Source organism: Chitinophaga sp., from assembly GCF_036566945.1.
Taxonomy (GTDB): Bacteria; Bacteroidota; Bacteroidia; order Chitinophagales; family Chitinophagaceae; genus Chitinophaga.
In genome coordinates this window covers 1-6,151 of sequence record NZ_DATCVJ010001064.1, presented here as the reverse complement: position 1 = coordinate 6,151, position 6,151 = coordinate 1, and the positions used below count along the sequence as shown (strand labels likewise).

Sequence of the window (6,151 nt, the reverse complement as noted above, 5' to 3'; positions counted from 1 at the left end):
GCTTAACTCCTCCAGTTTAATTGAAAACCCTGCGGTTTGTGTAGGAAAATTGCCCCCTTTAGGATCTGTCTTATCCACCACCTTACCCTGTAAGCCTGCGTTAGGACCAGGATAATTATCTGTTTTGGTACAGGAGGCGATAGATAATACTGACAAACCAATCAGCAAAGCTTTTTTTATTTTTTGCATGACTACATTTTTTTAAAAATTAGAAGTTGGGATTGTTAGGATATAAATTAGGGTTCTTTCCTAACTCACCACCCGGAATAGGCTCGTAATAAAATTTCTTTTCAAAGGTGTAAGACCGCTGGAAAGTTTCTACTTCCCGGAGGAAAATAAATTTCTTTTCATCATCTACATAATAAGGCAGCAACGCGTGGAAGCGGGTATTATCCAGCACCCTGTCTGCTATCCTCCAGCGTTTTAAATCCCACCAGTATTGTTTTTCAAAAGCCAGTTCTTTACAACGTTCATTGCGGATGGTATCGATGGTGAGCGTACCGGAAACAAGCGCTGCACCTGCACGATCGCGGATTTGGTTAATAATCGTTAATGCATCGGTGGCATTGCCCAGTTCAAACGCAGCTTCTGCACGGTTTAACAGCACTTCAGCATAGCGCAAATCTATCCAGCTGGTAGTACTCTGGTATAATCCGCACGATGATTGTGGCTTGTTATAATCGATATACTTTCTTACGTAAAACCCTGTACGCGTCTTATTATCATCCTTGGTACTCACACCGGTAAAACCAATAATCCTTTTGCCATTGAACAGTACATCTGTTTCACTCGCCAGATGACGGAAAGGAAGGTTAGGTGGATTTACGCCCAACTCCGCGGCAGCAGTGCCCGTGAAATGCTCGTAAACGCCCCGCTGTACATCAAAAGTTAATCCTCTTAACGTGGAGCCAGGGAAATAAACAGTAGCCAGCGCACGTGGCTCCAGTCCTTGCATGAGTTCTGCCGGATTATTAAAACGGTGGGGTGTTCCATCGGGGTTAACAATAGGAAGAGGGCCGGTAAAACGTTCTACTAATTCCATAGTAGGATAAGCACGGGAAAGACCATCTGCTGTCATATAACGACAGATCATCGTAGCATCCCAGCTATGTGCGGTATTACTTGTCAGCGAATAATCCCTGGCAAGTATGGTTTCATTGCTGGTTTGATCCAGGAACAGATCTACATAGTTCTGCACCTTATCATCCATTTTCTTTTTATACAAGTCATAATGTCCTTCTACTAAACGGGCAGCATCCCAGGCTTGTTTAAAAAAGCCATCTGCTTCGGAAGCAGGCATGCCTACAAATCCTTTTTCACGTGCATCGCCTGCCACAAAATTCACTGCACCATATTTGGCAATGGTACCTGCATACAACATGGCCCTCGATTTCAACGCATCTGCCACATAGCGGTTAGCCCGGCCACGCTGGCTGGTTTCCGGCAGCAGCAGCGCCGCACTGTCCAGATCTTTTGCTACGAAATTCCATACATCCAGTTCTTTGTCACGATGTACTTCCAGCTCAGACAACGGCGCCTGGTAGTCCTGTACATTTTTTACAATAGGTATTCCACCATATCTTTTTACCAACGCAAAGTAGAAGTAAGCACGACAGAAATAAGCTTCTCCCATCCACTGATCGATCTTTGCTTTTTCGAAATTAGCCGCATATTTAGGCAACGTAGCCATCAGGTAATTCACATTCCGGATGTTGTCATATGGCCAGTAACCAAAGCCGCCTGCTGCATCGCCGGTACCGCCGTAAGGTCCCACCAGCTCACCACAGAGCGCACCGGGATGATAGAATTGTTCCCAGTTACGGTTAAATCCATCTCCCTCATTACGATAATAAAAATCTTCTATCGGCAGTTTTTTATACAAGGTAGCCATGTAAGCAGTCACCCCATTCTCGGTGGCAAATACGTCGTCATCCTGTATAATATTCAGTGGCTTTACATCCAGCTTATTACAGGATAAAAAAAACATTCCCGCAATGGCTATTGTTAGTATATATTTTATGTTGTTCATGTGATTGTCTGTTTAAAAAGTTACGCTCGCACCAATGCTGAAAGTTCTGTTCATCGGGTATTTATAACCACCCTGTGAATAGTTCCACTGATCCCCGTTTTTCGGATCTGCTACTTCGCCCGGATGCTCCGGATCACTATATTTCAAACCGGTAAACGTAGCCAGGTTATAGCTGTTTACATATACTCTCAGATTACCGATACCTACTCTGCGCAGCCATGTTTTAGGCAGCGAGTAGCCAATTTCGAGCGATTTAATACGCATGTAAGCAGCATTCTGTACCGCTTTGGTACCTTCCGCAATCGGTGATCTCATCGCCGGATAATAACCTGCTACCCATTTGGTATTAGGATCAAAAACATCCGCTGCCGGATCTACCGTATGCCATCTGTCCAGGAACTGTACTTGTGTGCCACCACTATACATCAGCGGATTAGCCATCTGTTCTGTATACTGCACATAAAACTGTGTAGCGCCCTGCAGTAACATGTTAAAATCAATTCCTTTCCAGGAAGCCCCGATGGTCATACCATAGTTCACTGCCGGAATATCACGGACAGCAATCGGCGTTTCATCTTTTGCATCAATAACGCCATCGTTGTTCAGGTCTGTATAGTAATAGTCTCCTGGCACCACATTCTGGTTGCCACCACCGGTATTAACACCATGGTTATAAATCTGATCATAAGAAGTAAACTGTCCGGCGTATTCTTTTCCCCACCAGATATTGGTGTAACGATCCTGTTGTGAATTTTTCCAGTTGTCATAAGAGTTGCCCGCACGGGTTTGCTCCATATGAATCATCTTCGTTCTGGTAGAAGAAATATTGGCATTCACATAATAGGAAACTTCGCCAATCTTGTTGCGATGTGTCAGCGACACTTCGATACCTCTGGTTTGATCACTCCTTAAATTTTCTTTAGGTAAGGAGGCGCCCAATGTTCCCGGTAAACTGGTAATCCTGGAATCAGGTAATCCGTCGCGGTTGCGGATAAAGTAATCCACAGATCCGCCAATTAAACCTCTGTACAGATCTGCATCAATACCCACGTTCAGCGTTTTGGCGGTAGACCAGGTGAGATCAGGATTCACGATGCCCCTGGAAGCAATACCATTCACGAAAGTACCACCCATGATATAACCATCTCTTGGATAATCATATCCGGGGAAAGACTGGAATGCGGTAGAACCGTCATCACCGGTTTTACCATAGGATGCACGGATCTTCAGGTTGTTCAGGATATGCGTTGGAATGAGATGCTGTATAAATGGCTCTTCGCTCAAACGCCAGCCAATGGAAGCAGCGGGGAAAAAGCCCCATTGGTGAGCATTTACAAACTTACTGGAACCATCCTGACGGAAACTGAAATCCACAATATACTTGGCCTTGTAATCATACCCTACCCGGCCTATAATACCTTTGGTCACAATCTGCGAAAGACCGTTTGCATCCATATAACCAGCCTGGTTACTTAAATCACCGGCAAAGAGATAAGGGATGCCCAGTGAAAATTCTCTTTGTGCAGAGAAGTTATCCACCGTGGAATTACTTTCTTCATATAATAACAATGCGGTGACGTTGTGTGCCTCTTTAAACCGGCGGTTATAGTTCAATGACAACTGGAACAAAGTAGCCGTATTATTCCAGTAGCCGCGGTTGATGGTAGAAGGACTGGCAGCAATAGTAGCTTTGTAAAAATTATTTTCCGGATCATACTCATACAACTTGTAGGAATTTTTCACCTGGTTATTATCGCTGATATTAAAGCCATAGTTGTACATGCCTTTGGCCATCAATCCTTTGATGCCCGGAACATCGTATTCCAGTGCCAGCTGTCCCTGGAAATTTTTATTCTTATAGCTTTGAGCACCCACCATATCAGCATTGGTAATCACCACCGGATTCGCGTTATCCGGTTCCAGGTGAGGATATGCGGGATTATTATTTGCATAAATCTGATCAGTTGGCAATGTGTTATAAGTGTATTTAAACATCTCCCACACACCCCTGCCGCCGGGTTGATTTTTAGTATCGAGGTAGCCGGAAGTCAGGATGGTAGCCCTTAAACGATCGGTAATTCTGGCATTGATATTAGACCGGAAGTTAAAACGATCATAGTTCATATCACCGCTTTTGAACAACCCATCCTGTTTCATATAGCCCAGGTTAAAGAAGTAGTTGATACGGTCACCACCACCATTTACACTCAGGGTATGTTGCGTTTCGGGAGCAAAATTTTTCATGGTAGCACCTACCCAGTCGGAAGAAGTTTTTGTACCATTCAGGAACAGGTCCATATCCGCCTGTGAAAAGGAAGGAGGCCGCTGGATGAAAAAGTTATTTCCAAAATCTCTTTTCTCTCCTTCATTTTTCAGCATCATATAATCCAATGCATTCACCGTTTTAGGAGTATTCAAAAACTGCTGCCAGCTTTGATTAACGGAATAGGTGATATCAAATTTACCGTTCTGCGATTTAGAACCTTTGCGGGTAGTAACGAGTATAACGCCATTGGCTGCACGAACACCGTAGATAGCGGCAGTGGCATCTTTCAGCACTGAAATATTATCAATTTCGTTGGGGTCCATGCGGGACAAATCACCGCTACCACGTGGCACACCATCAATCACCACCAATGGGCTACCCATCCCGCGAATATCGAACACGTTGTCATAGGCGCCGGGTTCACTACTTTTTTGCAGAATGCGCATGCCCGGTACTTTACCGGTGAGCATGTTCACCACGTTTTCGTTTTTGGTAGTCCGGATCTCTTCTCCTTTGATGGTGGAAATAGCGCCGGTAACGCGGGTGCGGGCCTGCGTCTGGCCATATCCTACCACTACTACGTCGGTAAGACTGTTGATCTGATACGCCAGGCGGATGTTAAAGCTGGTATTATCGCCCACCACTACTTCCTGGGTAACATACCCTAGGTAAGTGAATTGCAGGACGGCTTGCTTATTAGGTACGCTCAGTGAAAAATGACCTTGTGCGTCGGTGGTACCCCCCAGCGTAGTGCCTTTTACGTGCACATTCACCCTTTCAAGCGGCCCACCGGCCGTATCCCGGACGGTTCCGGTGACGGTAATCGTTTGTTCCGGCTGCTCAGCGCGGCTTACCTGGTTTTTCACCTTGATCACCACGGTTTTGTTGATAATGTCGTAAGACAGGGACTGGTCTTTCAGACATAGTTTCAACACATCATCCAGCAAAGCATCGGTTACATTGATGCTCACCGGGTTAGCGCGGGAAAGGAGGCGGTCGTTATACAGGAAATTATACCCGCTCTGCTTGCGGATACTCTTAAATATTTTTTCCAAAGGAACATGGCTGCCTGAGAGTGTGATCTTCTCCTGGGAGAATCCCGTTGCACTGGCCTGCAGGAAAACAGCTATGGTCAGAAACATCGTCAATTTCATAACTAGGAAAATTTTGGATAGGCAAATGGCAGGCATGCGCCTGCATTTGCATTGTGCGTACAATTGCATACTTTCGTGAAGTTTACGTTTTGAATTAATAATTCCGCAAGAATTCTAATGCGAGACTGAACCTGCCAGGAACATTTGCCCTGTTCCTGGTTTTTTTGTGTCGTGGAATCTACGTTTTCATGCTGGTGCCGGTGGAATTTTAGTGTCGTGAAATTTTAGCGTCTATATTACTTTCTCCTTGTTGGTCGATATTAAAGTGGCCTAGTATTGTTTCATCACAGTCGCCTTTCTGTTTTCTATTTTGAATTTAACGTTGCCCGCCAGTTCCAGCATCCTGAATACTTCCGATACATTTACACTCTTCCGGATGTTGCCACTCAGGTAAGCATCTGGCGAATCCTGGTAATGCACATCTACATCGTACCACCTGGATACCTGCCGCATGATGTCGTAAATGCTGGTATGACTAAAATAAAATTCTCCATTCTTCCAGGCAATCGCCTGATCTGTATCTGCTTCCTGTACTACTATCCCCGTGGATTTACCTTTGTTGCGCACGGCCTGTTGACCGGGTTTTAAAAGCGTGGCTTTGCCGCCATCAGAAACGGCTACAGCTCCTTCAATGAGGGTAGTTTGCACGGTGGCTTCATCGCTGTATGCCATTACATTGAAATGCGTACCGAGGTCTTTTAT

4 protein-coding genes are annotated in these 6,151 nt (G+C 45.1%); all 4 read right to left on the bottom strand.

From position 1 onward, the window contains the following. A partial coding sequence (locus VIP81_RS32155; RefSeq protein WP_331971889.1) for a hypothetical protein occupies positions 1 to 189 on the bottom strand: 189 nt, incomplete at its 3' end. A 19-nt stretch (positions 190 to 208) separates the two neighbouring features. Beyond that, positions 209 to 2,029, bottom strand: a complete 1,821-nt coding sequence (locus tag VIP81_RS32150; RefSeq protein ID WP_331971886.1) for a RagB/SusD family nutrient uptake outer membrane protein — start codon at positions 2,027 to 2,029, stop codon at positions 209 to 211. Positions 2,030 to 2,041: 12 nt separating this feature from the next. After that, positions 2,042 to 5,449, bottom strand: coding sequence for a TonB-dependent receptor (locus tag VIP81_RS32145; RefSeq protein ID WP_331971883.1), 3,408 nt, complete (start codon positions 5,447 to 5,449; stop codon positions 2,042 to 2,044). Between the two features lie 270 nt (positions 5,450 to 5,719). Beyond that, positions 5,720 to 6,151 (bottom strand): FecR family protein (locus VIP81_RS32140; RefSeq protein WP_331971880.1); only part of this gene is annotated, 432 nt, incomplete at its 5' end.